General features: G+C 44.4%; 17 protein-coding genes and 1 pseudogene. 9 read left to right on the plus strand and 9 right to left on the minus strand.

Features of this window, described 5'->3' with window-relative positions:
- Positions 1-32 precede the first annotated feature (32 nt).
- The 8 genes and pseudogenes from C7379_RS08395 (at position 33) to C7379_RS13135 (ending at position 9,406) form a co-directional block, all read left to right on the plus strand.
- Complete coding sequence (locus tag C7379_RS08395; protein WP_116616908.1) at positions 33-800, plus strand: radical SAM protein; 768 nt, start codon at positions 33-35, stop codon at positions 798-800.
- 706 nt (positions 801-1,506) lie between these two features.
- Positions 1,507-2,331, plus strand: coding sequence for a DUF7017 domain-containing protein (locus C7379_RS08400; RefSeq protein WP_116616926.1), 825 nt, complete (start codon positions 1,507-1,509; stop codon positions 2,329-2,331).
- A gap of 48 nt (positions 2,332-2,379) precedes the next feature.
- Positions 2,380-3,543, plus strand: coding sequence for a GNAT family N-acetyltransferase (locus C7379_RS13130; RefSeq protein ID WP_116616909.1), 1,164 nt, complete (start codon positions 2,380-2,382; stop codon positions 3,541-3,543).
- A gap of 892 nt (positions 3,544-4,435) precedes the next feature.
- On the plus strand, positions 4,436-6,142 hold the full coding sequence (locus C7379_RS08415; RefSeq protein WP_116616911.1) for a sigma-70 family RNA polymerase sigma factor: 1,707 nt from the start codon (positions 4,436-4,438) through the stop codon (positions 6,140-6,142).
- Positions 6,143-6,241: 99 nt separating this feature from the next.
- Positions 6,242-7,309, plus strand: a complete 1,068-nt coding sequence (locus C7379_RS08420; protein ID WP_116616912.1) for a radical SAM protein — start codon at positions 6,242-6,244, stop codon at positions 7,307-7,309.
- A gap of 9 nt (positions 7,310-7,318) precedes the next feature.
- Positions 7,319-8,386, plus strand: coding sequence for a Gfo/Idh/MocA family protein (locus tag C7379_RS08425; RefSeq protein WP_116616927.1), 1,068 nt, complete (start codon positions 7,319-7,321; stop codon positions 8,384-8,386).
- A gap of 48 nt (positions 8,387-8,434) precedes the next feature.
- Positions 8,435-8,962: pseudogene (locus tag C7379_RS08430) on the plus strand (hypothetical protein); the annotation flags it as partial.
- Positions 8,948-9,406, plus strand: coding sequence for a hypothetical protein (locus C7379_RS13135; RefSeq protein WP_419185309.1), 459 nt, complete (start codon positions 8,948-8,950; stop codon positions 9,404-9,406). The pseudogene C7379_RS08430 and the gene C7379_RS13135, both read left to right, overlap by 15 nt.
- 105 nt (positions 9,407-9,511) lie before the next feature.
- Here C7379_RS13135 and C7379_RS12605 read toward each other — a convergent pair whose 3' ends face one another.
- The 9 genes from C7379_RS12605 to C7379_RS08475 form a co-directional block, all read right to left on the minus strand.
- The gene (locus tag C7379_RS12605) at positions 9,512-9,847 is read right to left on the minus strand and encodes a hypothetical protein (protein WP_133241883.1); all 336 of its coding nucleotides are present in this window, start codon (positions 9,845-9,847) and stop codon (positions 9,512-9,514) included.
- The gene (locus tag C7379_RS08440) at positions 9,763-10,269 is read right to left on the minus strand and encodes a hypothetical protein (RefSeq protein ID WP_116616913.1); all 507 of its coding nucleotides are present in this window, start codon (positions 10,267-10,269) and stop codon (positions 9,763-9,765) included. Before C7379_RS08440 ends, C7379_RS12605 begins: the two co-directional genes overlap by 85 nt.
- A 12-nt stretch (positions 10,270-10,281) precedes the next feature.
- Positions 10,282-10,536: a transposase gene (locus C7379_RS08445; RefSeq protein WP_116616914.1), complete on the minus strand. Its 255-nt coding sequence runs from the start codon at positions 10,534-10,536 to the stop codon at positions 10,282-10,284.
- A 151-nt stretch (positions 10,537-10,687) separates the two neighbouring features.
- A complete protein-coding gene (locus C7379_RS08450; RefSeq protein WP_116616915.1) occupies positions 10,688-11,848 on the minus strand; it encodes a TlpA disulfide reductase family protein in 1,161 nt (386 codons plus the stop codon).
- 325 nt (positions 11,849-12,173) lie between these two features.
- The gene (locus C7379_RS08455) at positions 12,174-12,410 is read right to left on the minus strand and encodes a hypothetical protein (RefSeq protein WP_116616916.1); all 237 of its coding nucleotides are present in this window, start codon (positions 12,408-12,410) and stop codon (positions 12,174-12,176) included.
- A complete protein-coding gene (locus tag C7379_RS08460) occupies positions 12,411-13,079 on the minus strand; it encodes an AlkZ-related protein (RefSeq protein WP_116616917.1) in 669 nt (222 codons plus the stop codon). It abuts the gene before it with no gap.
- Positions 13,080-13,130: 51 nt separating this feature from the next.
- Positions 13,131-14,384: a type II toxin-antitoxin system HipA family toxin gene (locus C7379_RS08465; RefSeq protein WP_116616918.1), complete on the minus strand. Its 1,254-nt coding sequence runs from the start codon at positions 14,382-14,384 to the stop codon at positions 13,131-13,133.
- A gap of 3 nt (positions 14,385-14,387) precedes the next feature.
- Positions 14,388-14,705, minus strand: a complete 318-nt coding sequence (locus tag C7379_RS08470) for a helix-turn-helix domain-containing protein (protein WP_116616919.1) — start codon at positions 14,703-14,705, stop codon at positions 14,388-14,390.
- 290 nt (positions 14,706-14,995) lie between these two features.
- On the minus strand, positions 14,996-15,652 hold the full coding sequence (locus C7379_RS08475; protein ID WP_116616920.1) for a transposase: 657 nt from the start codon (positions 15,650-15,652) through the stop codon (positions 14,996-14,998).
- 116 nt (positions 15,653-15,768) lie between these two features.
- Here C7379_RS08475 and C7379_RS08480 point away from each other — a divergent pair.
- Positions 15,769-16,166, plus strand: a 398-nt coding sequence (locus tag C7379_RS08480; RefSeq protein ID WP_116616921.1) for a DUF4372 domain-containing protein, incomplete at its 3' end; no start/stop codon positions are given.

Raw genomic sequence — 16,166 nt, forward strand, 5'->3', positions numbered from 1 at the left:
TAATTACACTTTATCCCATTAGCACAAGCATTATGAGCACAATCATTTTTCCCAGCCCCATCTACGGCCCAGTTCGCAGCCGGCGGCTTGGCCTGAGTTTAGGCATAAACCTGCTGCCCGGCGATGGCAAGATATGCAATTTTGACTGTCTGTACTGCGAGATTGGTTTCAACAAAGATGGTTTTACACGCACTAAGCACCCATCGCGCGAACTTGTAGCCGAGAAGCTGGAGCAACAACTCATCAAAATGCACGATGCCGGAGAACATCCAGACGTGCTCACATTTGCTGGCAATGGAGAGCCAACCACCCACCCCCACTTCACCGAGATTATCGCAGATACCGTCAAGCTACGCGACAAATGGTGCCCCAAAGCCAAGATCAGCGTGCTCAGCAATGCCACTTTTACAGGCCGACCAGCCATAAGAAAAGCTCTGATGATGGTGGACAACAACATCCAGAAACTCGACACCGTGGATAACGACTACATCAAAAAACTCGACCGCCCCACCCAACCGTCTTACGACGTAAACAAAGTGATAGAGCACCTTAAACTATTCAATGGGCATGTCATCATCCAAACCATGTTTCTCAAAGGCGACGGCACTGACAACACGAGCGACAAATATGTGCTACCGTGGCTTGACACACTGCAAGCGATAAAACCAGAGAGCGTGATGATCTACACTATAGACCGCGAAACCCCCGACCACGAACTCCGCAAAGCCACGCCAGCCGAACTTGACCGTATCAAAAGCATGGTAGAAGCAATAGGTATTTCATGCTCGGCGGCCTATTAAAAAAATTGTACCTTATGAGAATGGGTTAATAAAGTGGATGACAGTGGAAAAGTTAAGGGAGCTAAGAGCTATCGTGATTTTGTTAAATTTAAATCACGAAAACAAGCCCATGAAAATCTATCGTTCTACAGAGGAAAAAGCCAAGAAAATTTCTTTAAGGAGACTTCTGTCGCCATTTTCGCATACGGCATGACGCGATGAGTGTCCATTTAATGTGTGATTACGCCTTAATCGCAACATGATTAGATGTTAGTCGGCTCGCGAATAAGGCTCAAATACGATGCGACTGGGTATTAAAGGGGAGCTTTAAAAAAGGACTTTTTATAACAAAATCACAAAAATGAGCGCAAGCATCAGAGTTACAGTCAGTTAGCAGAAACGCTCATTTTTCGCATATTTGCGAGCGAAGTGTACGCCGTTTGCAAATACGCGAAAGACAAGACATATTTTGTCCGCTTTTTTCAAAACGTTCTTACAATGGCTATCAATACGCTCGGACACATACGATCAAGTGGTAGCACTCTAAAAGCAATCAAGACACACGCGCCTTACCATTCGTCACAAGACAGTGGCGAGAACATGGCAAACTTTCACCCACGCATAGGATGGCAAATGGTTGGAAGGTGGTTCTATTTTGGAAAAAATCGGAAGAATGAGCCACAAAGCCAAATTAAATATTTATATTTGCAAAAAGGGCATAAAGAATATGGACACGACAAGGTTTTGGGAATGCAACAGCATGTTCAAACGACAACTCAAAGATGGCAACATCGTCGAGGCGCGCCGTTTGCTCTACGCCATGACCCAATTGTATCCTAACATCGAGGATAACGATATGGCTGGCAACAAGGCTATCTTGCACAACGCATTGGGTCTGGACAAAGTCATCGCAAATTTCAACTTGGCTTACTTCGTGCCATACGCCATACGATTGGCAGACTCTGACTGGCAAGGCACACGTCGAGGCGGATATGTGGTGCCATCAATCGGTCAGCGCATCACCAACAGATTGATGAATGGTATCACCGAGAGATCAGACAATTACATAAAAGCCGTAATGCCTTTTTTTAGAAAATCGCTGCAACACAACCCGAGTAACAAAGATAACCTACGGCACTTGGCGCAACTCTATGTTAGGGTACGACTCAAATCGCAGGCCATCGCCATCTACAAGCAATTGCTCCGAAAATATGACGACAGCTATCTTTACGCGGAATTGGCAGAGCTGATGCCCAACGCCGCCGACCGTGTGGCCCTACTATGCCAAGCCGTAGCACAACAGCCCAAAGAAAGCTATAACATGGCCAACCGCTACCATCTGGCCGAACTGTTGCAAATGCCATCGCCCACCCGAGCGGCCTACGAGATAAGCAAAAGCGTGGAGGCTCGCAAAAAAGCCAAACAGCCTATACCCGCCGACGTGGATCGCATGGCGCGTATTTTGTCAGCCTACACACCTGTGACAGAGGCCGAGCAAGTGCTTTTTTACCAAAAACAAAAAAATATCGCTAAACAGATTATCAACAGATAAAACACGTACCAACGACGCGAAGATCGTTTAAGAAATACAACATCATCTATGAAATCGAATTTCACTATTGTGCCTGCCAAACCCGAGCAGGCGTCAGAAATAGCCACGTTAGTCATGTTAGCCATGAACCACGATTGCTGCCAAAACTTCTGCGGAAACCAACACACACTTGACGAATTTCACCGCATGATGACAGCACTGGTGAATATGGACGAAAGTCAGCACAGTTATCGCAACACATTGGTAGCCATGGACAACGAGGGGAAAATCGCTGGAGCCTGTGTGGTATACGATGGCAAGGACCTTAAGCGTTTGCGCAAAGCTTTTTTCCAAGCCGCGCGCACGCATTTGGACCAAGATTTCGAGGGCATGCTTGACGAGACCGGCCCCGAAGAATATTACATTGACTCGTTGGCCGTCAAACCAGAGTTTCAGAAACGCGGCATCGCCACCCTGTTGTTACAAGCCGTCATCAAGCGGCATGGGGGACAAAAACCGGTAGGGCTACTTGTGGACAAAGGAAATCCAAAGGCGGAGCGACTCTACAACCGAGTGGGGTTTGTGCACGTGGACGACTCCGAGTGGGGCGGTCACGCTATGAGACACCTGCAATACCCCATGAAATGTGCTTGGGCCAAGCATGATGAACTATCCGAAAAGTACCACGACGAGGAATGGGGAGTACCCGTGCACGATGAGCGAAAGCATTTCATGTACCTGATTATGGAGACCATGTCATGCGGTCTCTCTTGGCAAATGATGTTGCAACGCAGGGAAGTGTTCGGCCAATGCTTCGCCAACTTTGACGCATCCAAGGTGGCTGAGTTTACAACAGACGACGTAGACCGCATCATGCAGACCGAGGGGATGATACGTTCGCGGAGCAAGATAGAAGCCATGATTGACAATGCCAAGGCTTTTATGAAGGTGGTAAAAAAGTTTGGCAGCTTCGACCAGTATGTTTGGTCGTTTACACAAGGGCGGTCGCTCATCTATCCATCACACCAGCGAGAGGTCCCCAAAAGCAACGACCTGTCAGACAAAGTGGCGAAAGACATGAAAAAAAGGGGCTTTAAATTTGTCGGTTCGGTTATCATATACAGCTTTTTGCAGGCCATCGGCATCATCAATGACCATGAGAGCACGTGCTGGCGTTATGACAGTTTGAGCCGCAACTGCACTATTGTGGACGACAGAAGCCCAGTGATGTGATCTGTTCCTAAATTTATTCTCATCTATTTTAGAAGGATGAAACTTGGAGCAGGCTTGAAAGAGCATAAGAAGTCTGAGTTTATGTGGGATTTCCTGGATATAAAAATTATAGTAAAGATTTATCAGTAATCTACCCCTAACTCTATCAGGAGATCCCTATATATAAATAGGATTAGGTTTATATTTCATTTTCTTTCCGTCAACCCAAAATTCCACTTTTATTGCATAAGGACGTAAGTTATTACCTTTATATAATAGCGTTCTTGAAGATAGTACCAAATGGTTTGATTTTATCCTCAAATCCGCAACTAAACCCTTGAACGTCCTTATTGCGTGTACACATCCTCTCATTACTGATTTTGCAGATGATTTGAACTGGAACACCCGCTTGCGGCCTACAATATATCCCCTTACCCCACAATGTGACTTGAGGCAATACAGATGATAATGTGGAGTCAAATTGCTCCATGATTGAAAATAATCCCCCAAAAGGAGTGAGTCTCTCAGATTTAATTTGTATCTTCGCCATGTCTATCGTCGGATTCTCTTGTTTTTTGCAACACTAAGATAAGTGGAAATTCTGACATGGCAAAATCCTGAGAATTTTTTTGTTGCTCAGGTACTTAAAAAGTTTAATTTATAATAGTGTTGCGGAATTAAGGATTTCTTAGGGCAAGAGTAGTTTTTGCTTGTTATGGGTATTTCGATACAGCATGAAGTTTTTCTATAAAAAGTTTGCAATAATCTCATGCAGATAACGAATCTGTCATTAAGAATACGTCTGTAATCATAGATTTTTAATCTTTTTCCAAGTTTTTCAAAAAAAAGTTCCTGAATCCGTGCAGTCTTTTAAACAAAACATACTCCTCTAATAAAAAGGTATGGTATATCTATGAAAGTAGATGTTAATATAGACGCATGCAAACGGGGAGAAAGAGAAGCTCTCGGAAATTTATATAAGGCATATTCTGACAGATTGTTGCGGATATGCCTGCACTATGTGACAGACGAAACCACGGCAGAAGATATTCTGCATGATGCTTTTATTATTATCTTCACCTCCATCAAGTCGCTGAAAGACAACTCAAAATTGGAGGGATGGATGATAACTATAGTAAGGAACCTGTGCCTAAGATTCCTGCAAAGTACAGAAAAAGACGATATTCCTCTATCCAGTCTGGGTCTTGAACTCTTGAGCGAGGAAGATGAGAAGGAAAAGAATATTGACATAGAACTATTGTTGGAGGCGATAGAGTCGTTACCGGATGGGAACAGAGAGGTGTTCAAACTTTCTGTTTTGGATGGTCTTTCCCACAAGGAAATCGGAGAACTGCTTGGTATCAATCCTCACAGTTCTTCTTCACAGTTGTTTAGGGCAAAGAAAATGCTACGCACCATACTGATTAATTATTGGATGCTCTTCTTGCTTCCTATTCTTACACCAGTCTATATCTATTTCGTAACGAGGGACGAGTCTGCCAGCATTTCTGATGACAAGCCAACAGCAGTAAACACTCATAAGGAACTTCCAAGACTGGCTCAAAAAGGCACAGCCCCTCAAAAGAAAGCGCAACCAAACTATTCAATCCCATCAACTACCAACTTGAATGATGATCATATTTTGGCAAAAATAGTTGTTTCTGCTGAAAAGATTTCTTCACAAATAATAACTGATAGTGTAAAATCTGGACATCAGACAGTACCAATCTGTGTAGATTCCTTACAAAAACATCTGGCAGTAAAGGACATCAGCATAGAAGACTCTGTGTTCCGTATTCCACAAATTCCAGAAGAAAGAATGATGGCATTGAACGAAAGAATGTCGCCTGATGTCCGCAATAAGAAGAAATACCCATGGACATTTAACTTCGGTTATTCTTCCAATGCCGGAGCAAATGGAGCCATGTCCAACCTGAACTACCTGTCGGTAGTAGATTACGCTAACGGTGGGGCTGCGGCAAAACTATATACATGGGATGATTATGCAAACTATCTCGCCCGGAACAATGCCTTGATGGATTCTGTCGAGATGGCAAAAATGTCATGGATAGCACTCAACAATGCAACAGATGGCAACGCATCCTTAGGTGAAAAAGCGCATCACTACCGCCCAAAAACATTTGGATTATCGCTTAATAAGCAATTAAGTTCGCATTGGACTTTTAGCACGGGTTTGACCTATACAAGGTTGAAGTCTGATTTTGAGAGCGAGTTTAATGGTGCAACCTTGTTGAAAACCCAAAAGATTGATTATGTGGGCATTCCTTTGCGATTGAACTATCGTATCTGGAGCAAGGGGCGTTTAAATGCCTATACAACCGGTGGTGTGACATTCGAGATGCCTGTCCACAGTTCACTTGACAAGAAGTATATCATAACGTCTGACTCGTCATACACGCTGAGGGGTGACATCAAGGCCCGCTATCAGTGGTCTGTAAACTTAGGCATAGGTGTACAGTACAAGCTATTCAAGTCGTTCAGCCTGTATTTGGAACCAAATATGTTCTATTACTTTAGGAATGGTAGCGGGCTTGAAACCTATCGCACGGAGCATCCGTTCATCATAACGGTGCCATTCGGCCTGAGGCTTACTTGGTAAATGGTAGGAAATGAATAGATAAGGAAAAGTTATAAATATAGTGCAGTCTTTCCGTAGTTTTCTGCTCTTAACAATAAAAGGCAAACCTCAAAAGAAAGAATGTACAGTATTTATGACTACATCCACAACGGAATAGCGTTTGTCAACAATGTAGTACGCAAGCAGCATAAGGAACTCACATCCCTGATGATATATTCCACAACAAGCTGCCAGTCACGTTGTAAGCACTGCTCCATTTGGAAGAAACCTACGGAAAACCTAAGTTTAGATGACATCATCAAAATAATGAACAGCAAATGTGTAACAAAGCGCACGATGGTCGGCTTGGAAGGAGGAGAGTTCATCCTCCATCCCGAGGCCGACAAGATATTGGGATGGTTTGACACCAACCATCCCAACTATACATTGCTGTCCAACTGCCTTGCAGCTAACAAGGTAATAGTTGCCGTAAAAAATCATCACCCCAAACATCTATACATTTCACTTGACGGCAATCGGGAAACCTATCGCTATATGCGTGGACGGGATGGATACGACAAGGTTATCGAGGTTATAGAGGCATGTAAAGACATCGTGTCCACCTCCCTGATGTTCTGCCTTTCTCCGTGGAACTCGTTTAATGATATGGAATTTGTTATAGGCCTCGCCAAGAAATATGACATTGATATTCGTATTGGCATATACAGCACGATGTCGTTTTTTGACACGACCAAGGACTTGATGGAAGCTGATGATGCGGATTTCATCGGTCAGATACCATCCTCCATACATCAAACGGACGAAAACTTTGACTTCGTCGCCCTGTATGACGAGTGGAAGAACAACAGACTGAAGCTGCGGTGTCATAGCATTCTCAGCGAATTAGTTGTCCATTCTAATGGCGATGTTCCCCTGTGTCAAAACTTGGATGTGATATTAGGCAATATTCATGAGAACACGCTTGACGAGATATTCAATTCAAGGAAAACATGCAAAATTCAATGCCAACACTCCAAGGAATGTAATCAATGCTGGATCAACTATCATCGTAAGTACGATATTATCCTGTTGAGAAATTTGGAAAAAATACTGCCCAAACGACTGATAGAGTTGTTTTACGGGAAATACCAATGGACAGATGACAGACATACCACCTATAAGAAGCATTTTAAGAAAATAACCGCATAACGAATGAACATGGGATATTATTTAGATAACATCATTGGTAGATACAAGAATATGCGCAGCATCAGGGAACTGAGACATACCTACACACAGCAATATGCTCTTGTGGGTATTGGAAATCATTGTGTCAGCAATCTTTTGCCTGTCATACAGTATCTGCAACTGCCACTGAAATACATCTGCTGCACCTCGGAGAAAAAAGCCAAGTTGATTTCTCAAAAGTATAAGGGAGTCAAAGGTACGACTTCATTACAGGACATTCTGCTTGATAACACGGTTACAGGAGTCTTTGTGGCAGCTCATCCACATTCACATTTCCACATAGCAACCGAAGTCATCAAAGCTGGGAAATCCTTATTTATAGAAAAACCACCGTGTGAGAATGAAAGAAAACTAAAGTCTTTGACCGATACCGTCAAACTATATGGCTCACAACATGTCGTCGTCGGACTGCAAAGACGTTTTGCCCCTGCCACTCAAATTCTGCAAAAGCGATTGAAAGGTGATGGCAAACGACATTATCATTATCGCTATCTTACGGGGCTATACCCAGAGGGTGATGCCCTGCTTGACCTGTTCATCCATCCTCTTGACTATGCAACATTCCTTTTCGGAGAGGCAAAGATAAAGAGTTGGGATGTTATTCGCAGTAGAGATGGTGGACAGACCTTATTTCTTGTATTGGAGCACCAAGATATAACAGGTATGCTGGAACTTTCAACAGATTATTCGTGGCAAAAGGCAGAGGAATTGTTGAGCATCAGTACAGACAAAGGGGTTTATGTATTGGACAGAATGGAGCAACTCGATTTCACACCGAGACGCTCTGCAGTGTTTGGGGTTCCATTGGAGAAAATATTCCGAAACAATACAACCGTAGTCAATCTCTACGGAAGAAACGGCTTTGTTCCAACGATTGGGAATAACCAAATCGTTTCCCAAGGATTCTTCTCCGAAATCAAGACATTTGCTGATATGGTTGAAAACGGGTATGAGGCTAATCACATTTTGGGGGTGGAAAGCGTTAAGCACGTTTATTCGTTAATGGCAGAAATACACAAATACACAAGCAAGAAATAATAGACAATCACGTTTATATAAATAATAACATCCTAAATCCATGTAATTATGAAAAAAATATTTTATAGTCTTCTGTGCATCATTGGACTGTCTGCATGTTCATCAGAAAATGTCGTCCTTGATTCATTAAGAGTTTATGATGTCGCAAATTCTACTTGCAAGTCGAGCCTCTCTCTGACAGAAACACGTCCTGATTTCTATTTGGAGAATGATGCAGTACCAGCAACTTTAAGCATAGAGCTGGGTAAGGATGGCATAGCCCAATGTGTGCTGGAAGATGTGAAAGCCAACTGTGCCGTAAGAAATATCTATGTGAACATCGCTAATCAGGATAATCAGATTACCCTTGTTGTGTATCACAATGTCCTTGATGCGCTTGCAGATTGCATTTGCAAATATGATGTCAACTTTAAGATGAGCAAAGTAATCCCCGGGAATTATCAACTGAAAGTGTACTATGCCAAACCAAATATGAAATATGAAGCTTCCGATATTGCATATAATGGGCAAGTCAATCTCGTGCAGAATAAGAAGGCATATATAACTCTCAATGCTGACAAGGTGTTGCCGGAGTCAACTCCTATAATACAAGGAGCGAAAACGGAATTGTTTGCCGTTGGGACAACTCGCATAACAAGGGCTGCTGCAAAGCCCTATCTTTTTACGCTTGAGAATATCAACTCTTTCAATGTGCAGACTCGTGAGATTGTCTTCCAAGATTTTGAGCCTACAAGTCAACTCTTTCCGATTTACCGTAATATAGAAGTACATTCGTATGGCAAGGTGCTGCTTCACATCACAACCTTTGTATCTTCGCTCAATAGTCAAATATTTACAGATTTATCATTGGTCTCGGAATCAGGTAAGTTTTATCTTAGCGACTGCTACCCACGAAACATCGAGAACGACAGTCACTATGCCAAAGATAACAAGGCTATTGCGGAATCACGAGAAAAACGAGCAACAGAATGGGGAGAGTTTCTCTCAATACTCAGAAAACATGGAAAGTTGATAGAATAGTGAATAACGCAAACATATCTATCTAAAGGAGTATGTCTTTATCACGACTTTTAGCCCTTTTTGGTCTTCGAGATCAAAAAGGGCTAAATTCATAGTTAGGGTCTGCTAATTTATTTCTTTCATACAGCCTTGTGGTATGGGTAATACAGCCTCCATGCTGTCAAAAATGCTCATCATTCTCTTTTGGAAGGTCTTCAAGCCCGATTTTTCGAAAATAAGACAAAGAAGTCCCCTTAGGAACTTCATGATGTTCTTAGCGAAGAAGCAAACTCCTATCCAAGTGTCAACCGTTTGGTCAAGTTTCGATCGGATGTCGTTGGCTCGGTAAACTCTCTTGGTTGTTCCAAATGTGCCTTCTATCTCATTTCGCTCGCCGATGGTTCTCTTCTTATCCTCTGCGTGTGTGTCGTTCTCTTCCTTGGGAGGTCTGCCTGCAGGCATCGTATCTGGATCACTTTTGTCTTGTCAATGAGTTTCTTCCCCTTGCGTTTCTTCTTAATCAGCCCGATGAAGGCCTGGCGGGCTTCCGCACGGTGGGTCTGCGGTTTCTTCACCTTGTGGCGTGCGCAGAACTTGTCAAGCAGGCGGTCTATCAGCCTGCTGCCGTCCTCCAACAGGTTGGAATCCGTTGGATAGCGTACCTCGGCGTCGCTGCATGTGGCGTCAATCTTCATCGTACCGCCGTGATCGTTGCCGTCCTCGTCGGTGTGTTCCTTCTTCGGCTTGCTCCCATCTGTTTCCGCCAGCATCAGGGTCAGCATGTTGAAGAAGTCATGGTCGAGTCGCTTGCGGACAAGGACGAACAACTCTGGAACGAATACCGGCTTTTCCGTAAACTTCTCAAGCCCAAGCAGGTACTGCATGTAGGGGTTCTCCTAAATGGCTTGGATGGTCTTCTCGTCGCTCAGTTTTTCCACATGCTTCACGATTAGCTCTCCCACCACCATGCGGGCGGGCTTGTTGCCGGCGCCATTGTGACTGTTCCTCAGGCGTTTGTTGTATTCTCTCTCTATCCTGCCCCGGGGAAGGTGGTCGGCCAGCTTGACCCAACGGTTGGATTTGCTCAATCCCAAAAGTGACTCCTGAAGTTCAAACAGGTCGTGACTGCGATATTGTGAGTAGTATTTCATCTCGATTCTTGAATGCTTTAACATCCAAAGGTAGTCATTGTGGGCGAATTGGCCAAATTTTATACAACATAAATAGTTAATTATCAAATAGTTAAAGTTATTTAGCAGACCCTAATTAGTGTTCGCCGAATTAGTTGAAAAACGTCTGGCACTAGTCTTTGTCAGAGGTTATGATTTGGCCCAACTCCTGATAGAACGTCTCTACCTCGCCCAAATAAGTTTTCAATATCTTCCCATCGGGACCTATCAGCACCTTATAAGGATAGCCTTTCACCCTATATGCGGTCTCGACCTTCGCATCGGCATCTCTCACCTGCGGCCACGGCAACTGGTATTTCTCCAAAGCCTGTTTCCATTTTTCGGATTTGTCGTTGCAATCGATGCCCACAAACTCAATGCGGTCGCCGTATCGGGCATAGCATTCTTTCATTTTGGGAAATCCCTTGATGCACCATGTGCACCATGAGCCCCAGAAATCCAGCAGCACATATTTGCCCCGCAGGGAACTGAGCGTGAGCGTATCACCCTGTGGCGTGGGGAGGGAAAAATCGGGGGCCATCGCGCCGACTTTAGCCGTGTCGGCCACTTCTTTCCGAGCTTTCCTCATCACGGCTATCCGCTCGAAGGCTTCCTGCCACATATCCAAATATCCTTTGAAACGACCGTTGCGCACTGCGGGACTGAGCTTCCGTATGACCGGAACCACACGGTCCATATTCACGTCGAGCACCAAAGTCGCCGTGGCGTCCTCGTCGGGATGCTGTACAATGTACTCCTCGACCACAGGGTGCTTGCGCCGATTGATGTCACGGTTGGCGGCTTTGCGTATGCTGTCGAGACGAACAGCATTGCCACCGGCAGCCACTCCCGCCACATACTCTTTTAGGGCGATGTCAAATTCCTTATGGAAAGGCCTTCCCACGTCCGTCACTTTGGCGTACTGCTGATAGAACGCGCTGCCCGAAATGCGAACGCTGTACAGGTCGATGAAATCTCCTTCTATGTTGACAAATTCGTCGGGGACAAAGAAAAAGTACATGACCTTTTTGGGACTGGATTTCAACCGTAGTGACCCTTGATAGGCCTTGTCTATAGAAAGCGAAAAATTGAAATGGCCGTTGTTGACGGGCGTAGCAAAATTGATGATCTTCTTGTCCGGGTTTCGCTCTACATACTCCACGAGGATGGAGTCGTTTCCAACGCCGGTCAGCGCGCCGCTCATCGTGAAATTGCCCTGTGCCGAGGACCCTGACGAAAACAGCCACGTTGCCACCGACAAAAAAAAGAATTTCAATTTACATGCTCTTTTCATCTTATTGGGATTTAAAGTTGTTTTCCAATGTTTCGGCTAGCAGCCTCATTCACGACAAAATTAGGTAAAATAGTTGATTTGTCAAAGTGTTTTCGTTTTGCTTCTTTAATGTTTTAGCACCCAAAGATAGTCATTTTTGGTGAATTATACAAATATTACGATATATATCATTGAATATCAAAAACTTATATTTTTTTTAGTAGACCCTAATTAATATATGTGAATGGGTTTGGGCGAAGGTAAGCTATATTGCAAGTAACTACTTGGATAAATTTATGCAAGTAGTTTTTCAGTTAAGCAAAATGCTGCGATAGAAGAATTATCATCATGTATTCAGCAATGAATTAAGGTTATCTTCCCTAATTACCTTGGGTTCTGCTTTACCAGCCAGGACAAGGATCTTCTTTCCATCACGGTAGATGTGCAGCTGACAGTTACGCAAAACGGCAGTCAGAGATTCGTCTTCCTCCATTGCTTGCCATATAGCATGGTAAATGCCTTCCGGCTCAAACAGCTTCTTCTGAAGGTGCAAGCACATATTGGTGGTATCTATAGCGTTCATTTATCCTATGAGTTTATTGATTTGCTTGTCGGCTGCCTCTGGCAATAGGCTTTTGAAATGGTTGAGAAGTCTTAGGTATGATTCTTCGGGCGTACAATCACATCGGCAAGCCTCTCTGCCATAGAGTGCTTCAGGGGTAGATAGCAAAGACCATCCCCAACCGTATTCCTTGCCATGCTTGTCGGTGGGATATACGAAGTTCTCTACTACGATGTAAGTTGCCATCTGGAGGCGTGTGATGTAACTATCAAATTTGCTTCGCATTCCTTTGCCTTCGAAACCACAGGCTGAACGCAACTCGCGAGTGATCAGGCTTTCGTTCATGCGAAGGGTCGTAAGAATGGCATCCTCAATGGTGCCTTCTGCTGGCAGGGGGAATTTACTACGGCGATAGTTGCAGAAATCAGCCCACCATTCCTTGGCAATGAAACCTGCCTTCCTGTTGAAGAACTTGCCATATACAGTATCGCCTTCGGTAACGATTTGTCCCTTCCACTTCCATAGTGGCCAGTCCCAACCACCATCTGGAAAGACCACATAACGGCAGTCGTCATCAACGATCTCTTCTGCAGAATAGCTGCTGATGCCACTATCAAGCAGAGGAAGGAAGCCGACCTCGTGGATAAAGTCCGTGAGACCAGTTGGTGAGTATATGTCTGGATGATTCATCTTGATATTGGTTTTACAAAATTGCTTTTAGTACTTATACTAATGGTGATGTTACTGAAATTTCAGTCCTTCTTCAAACCTATCAACGAAATGAGTAACTTCACCTCTCATCAGTCCCACATCCTTAGCCATTCTTTCCCAATCCTTCATAGAGCAAAGCACATCGGTGATGATTGCTTTAGCAGTACGCTCGTCAAGCATATAAAGCTCATTCGCCTTATAAAGATGGTCTAAAGAAGATTCATTCGTGTTACCATCGACCAACAATGCCTGGTACATGCTGTTGGTGGGGTTTATATCATAGGCAGGAGATAGCTCCCAACCTTCTTTATTGAGCAGAAAGGCGTGATTGCGGAAGTGGTCATCGGTATTGCCAATGCAGATATTGAAGGCTACACGTCGGTAAAGTTCCTGCAGGTTTTCCTCCACATGATTTCCTCCACCCGATATGATGAAATCTACAATGTCAAGATACCCTTTGCGTGTCCGCTCACCATCACCATCGGTCAGACCGAGTAAGGTGAGAGAAGAGGCCATATGTACCCTTTGCCCTTGGTCATTTCTGTCAAAGCGTTTTGATAACAGAATATCCTGCCCATTACCAGCCTTGATCACTTTTGTTTCAGCCACATTGATGCCACATTCCTTCGCCATCAGATGGGCAAAGTGCTCCCAGCGCGATACATTGATATTGTCGTTGATTGAGGGAAATTTGGCTATATATAGCTGGCCATCGCTCTGCACACAGACCTTGGGTCTAGCACCACCCATTGAGGAACCAGGTTGGAAGAGTCGTTGCACCCATTTCTTCTCTGGCTCCAAATGCTTGTACTCACTTTTCTCAATCTCTCTTGCAGCTTGCAAAAGTTCGTCGATGTGTATAGTAGAAGGTACGCTATAATCGAGCGAACAACTGATATACTCGCCTGTTGCAGGATCTCTGAAACGGAAGCCGCCCATACGCAGTTCGTCTTCCACACCTTTGAGATAATCCCAGTCGGATAAAGAATAGTTCGTTTTCCCTTTGGTTTCCAGTTTAGCACGGAGGTCTATCAGTCGCCGTCCCCAGCGGTCTGGCAACGCATCAGAGAAGCAGCCAAAAATATGATTACCCTGGCTATATTGAATACCTGTATAGGGGCGAAGGTCACACCCGAAGTCGATCTTAGGATAGCGTTTGAGCCAGTTCTTATCAAACTCAAAGGAAAACACGTCAGAGCCTCTTAGGTATTCATGCCCAAGAGTGCCAATTTTTTCTTCTTTGCCTATCCAGTCGAAACTGGCTATTACCTCTAATTTCTCCATACCTTATCTCTTTGAAGCTCGTTTCTTATTCTTGATACCTAAGTCCTGTACCATGTGCCCTAACTCATCGTCTTGTGCCAAATACAGAATATCATCTTCAAGCTGCAGTGCATTAAGTACACGCATCACCACACCGAGCGACACCGTAGGCTCACCCTTCTCCAAACGTGAGAGGGTAAGTCGCGTGCATTGCGCACGTTGTGCCACCTGATCCATCGTCAGGTCTCGGCGCAATCGTGCAAGGCGGAACTGCTCACCCACTACATTCAACTTCTCTTGCAGTGCTCTGGTCATCCAGTTAGCTTTGGTAAACTTCGTCATAATGTATCTTTTACAGTGCAAAGATACGACAATATGTTTAGTTTATAATACTTTATTATGATTTTCTTTTATCTTTCGGATATTTCTTTCCAATATTGCCTTCCACATCTTTCTCCCCGTTCATAACTTGTTGGCTTTAATTCTATTTCAACATGTTTGGGACACCAATGTATATTTTCTATTTCAACATTGTAGCCATCATATAGCATGTCATACATACTTATCTTAATGCCATGATACTGCAAACACCCTTCGAAGGTTTTATCCTTGAAGTCTTTAACTAGGGTCTGCTAATTTATTTCTTTCATACAACCTTGTGGTGTGGGTAATACAGCCTCCATGCTGTCAAAAATGCTCATAATTCTCTTTTGGAAGGTCTTCAAGCCCGATTTTTCGAAAATGAGACAAAGAAGTCCCCTTAGGAACTTCATGATGTTCTTAGCGAAGAAGCAAGCTCCTATCCAAGTGTCAGCCGTTTGGTCAAGTTTCGCTCGGATGTCGTTGGCTCGGTAAACTCTCTTGGTTGTTCCAAATGTGCCTTCTATCTCATTTCGCTCGCCGATGGCTCTCTTCTTGTCCTCTGCGTGCGTGTCGTTCTTTTCCTTGGGAGGCCTGCCCAGTGGACGGTTGTAGCAATTGACATGGCAGGACTTGATGTGCATCCTATTCTCTTTCCCCAGATAGAGCTTGTCGGCCTGTATCTCCTTGGGCAGCATTCCAAAACGCCTTTTGTAGAGTTCCAACTGCATGCCGAGGTCGGATGATTCGTTATAGGCATCCCGGCTGACATGGTCCACATAGGTGTAACCGCTCACGATGCTAGCACCGATTTTCGCACCGAACTCAACCGTGGCCTTCGCCTTGCCCCTGACAATGGAACGGAGATGCGGCTGGTAGATGCTGATGATGCGATCGGCACATCTGCGGACGTTCTGCTCGAACATCATTTTTTACTATTACTGTCCGCTAAACTTTTGGGTAAGATACAAATTTAGGGCTGACACTTCTCACGAGGTATCAGCCCTTTTTGTTATCTTTGCTTTTGTTCCCAAACTCAGATAACATGGGCAAAAGTACACATTTCTTCGGACAGCCGGTATATGGTCAGCTAATAAAATCTCTCGACCATGACAAAATAGTTGAAATAAGCCGCCAAAACGGCGGTGAGCGGTATGTGAAGACCTTTGACGGCTTCACCCATCTTCTTACGATGCTGTATGCAGTCATCATACGTTTCGACTCCCTGCGCGAGATAGAGGCGGCAATGACGGCCGAGGTGCGCAAGCTTCACCACATAGGCATTGACAGGGTTCCTAAGCGCAGTACCCTGTCAGACGCGAACGCCAGACGCTCGGAGAAGTTCTTCGAGGACGTGTACCGCGACCTTTACGAGTCCAATAAGGACAGACTTTCTTCGGACAGCCGACGCAATGGTACGGAGGAATGGATAAAACGTCTGAG

The sequence above is a fragment of the Hallella colorans genome (assembly GCF_003096815.1).
Taxonomy (GTDB): Bacteria; Bacteroidota; Bacteroidia; order Bacteroidales; family Bacteroidaceae; genus Prevotella; species Prevotella colorans.

Excerpts from the sequence above, each read along its gene's own strand:
- C7379_RS08395 (WP_116616908.1), top strand. The coding sequence starts at position 33 with ATGAGCACAATCATTTTTCCCAGCCCCATCTACGGCCCAGTTCGCAGC.
- C7379_RS08400 (WP_116616926.1), top strand. The coding sequence starts at position 1,507 with ATGGACACGACAAGGTTTTGGGAATGCAACAGCATGTTCAAACGACAA.
- C7379_RS13130 (WP_116616909.1), top strand. The coding sequence starts at position 2,380 with ATGAAATCGAATTTCACTATTGTGCCTGCCAAACCCGAGCAGGCGTCA.
- C7379_RS08415 (WP_116616911.1), top strand. The coding sequence starts at position 4,436 with ATGAAAGTAGATGTTAATATAGACGCATGCAAACGGGGAGAAAGAGAA.
- C7379_RS08420 (WP_116616912.1), top strand. The coding sequence starts at position 6,242 with ATGTACAGTATTTATGACTACATCCACAACGGAATAGCGTTTGTCAAC.
- C7379_RS08425 (WP_116616927.1), top strand. The coding sequence starts at position 7,319 with ATGGGATATTATTTAGATAACATCATTGGTAGATACAAGAATATGCGC.
- C7379_RS12605 (WP_133241883.1), bottom strand. The coding sequence starts at position 9,847 with ATGCCTGCAGGCAGACCTCCCAAGGAAGAGAACGACACACACGCAGAG.
- C7379_RS08440 (WP_116616913.1), bottom strand. The coding sequence starts at position 10,269 with ATGCAGTACCTGCTTGGGCTTGAGAAGTTTACGGAAAAGCCGGTATTC.
- C7379_RS08445 (WP_116616914.1), bottom strand. The coding sequence starts at position 10,536 with ATGAAATACTACTCACAATATCGCAGTCACGACCTGTTTGAACTTCAG.
- C7379_RS08450 (WP_116616915.1), bottom strand. The coding sequence starts at position 11,848 with ATGAAAAGAGCATGTAAATTGAAATTCTTTTTTTTGTCGGTGGCAACG.
- C7379_RS08455 (WP_116616916.1), bottom strand. The coding sequence starts at position 12,410 with ATGAACGCTATAGATACCACCAATATGTGCTTGCACCTTCAGAAGAAG.
- C7379_RS08460 (WP_116616917.1), bottom strand. The coding sequence starts at position 13,079 with ATGAATCATCCAGACATATACTCACCAACTGGTCTCACGGACTTTATC.
- C7379_RS08465 (WP_116616918.1), bottom strand. The coding sequence starts at position 14,384 with ATGGAGAAATTAGAGGTAATAGCCAGTTTCGACTGGATAGGCAAAGAA.
- C7379_RS08470 (WP_116616919.1), bottom strand. The coding sequence starts at position 14,705 with ATGACGAAGTTTACCAAAGCTAACTGGATGACCAGAGCACTGCAAGAG.
- C7379_RS08475 (WP_116616920.1), bottom strand. The coding sequence starts at position 15,652 with ATGATGTTCGAGCAGAACGTCCGCAGATGTGCCGATCGCATCATCAGC.